The 728-nt window shown below is 62.9% G+C and carries 1 protein-coding gene and 1 pseudogene; both read right to left on the bottom strand.

Annotation, left to right across the window (positions count from 1 at the left end; all coding sequences use genetic code 11):
- Positions 1–464: pseudogene (locus AC1D0P_RS26535) on the bottom strand (nitrite reductase); the annotation flags it as partial.
- Positions 465–530: 66 nt separating this feature from the next.
- Positions 531–728 (bottom strand): TSUP family transporter (locus AC1D0P_RS26530; protein ID WP_477679457.1); only part of this gene is annotated, 198 nt, incomplete at its 5' end.

Raw genomic sequence — 728 nt, 5'->3', positions numbered from 1 at the left:
CAGTTGCCGCTGGTCTGGATGCCGTGCATGTTGACGCTGGCCAGCAGGTCCATCACATCAGCCGACTTGTCCAGCGGGATCCAGTTGTACTGGACGTTCTGGCGCGTCGTGAAGTGGGCGTAACCGGTGGTCAGCTTGGAGCTGACCGACAGGCCGCTTTTGAGGTTGACGGGGCCGAGCTGGTCTTGTTTGGCCTGGGCTTCGTTGAACAGCGCGGCATTGGGTTGGTCGTATTCGCGGGCGATCTTTGCCAGCACGCGCACCTGCGCGCTGGAGAGTTCACCGTAGGGCACGGCCACGCGCAGCATGGGGRCGTAGCGCTGCACATACCAGCCGTTTTGCAGGCGCAGCGGGCGGAATTCGTCTTCGGGCAGCTTGCCCGCCTGCCAGCGGCTCAGCTGGTCGCGGTATTGGCCGGCGCGGGCCTTGACGAACTCTCGGTCAAATTCTGTGTATTGGTACATGGCTGTCGGGATTCAAACGTGGGGATTTTTATTGGGAAAAACAGTTTCAGGCGGCTCGGGTCAAGCTCAGATCGAGATCAGTTTCACGCCGGCATAGGCCAGCAGCACCGAAAGCAGTGAGCGGATCACGCGGTCCGGCGTCTTGTGCACCAGGTGCGAGCCCAGCCAGATGCCGGGCAGGGAGCCGGCCAGCAGCTTGATCAGCAACGACCAGTCGACCGACCCGATGGAGGCATGGCCCAGGCCCGCCACCAGCGTCAGCGG

This window comes from Polaromonas sp. P1_G2, from assembly GCF_056405515.1.
The sequence above is the reverse complement of the archived record's forward strand: the minus strand, read 5'-3'. Positions and strand labels throughout refer to the sequence as shown.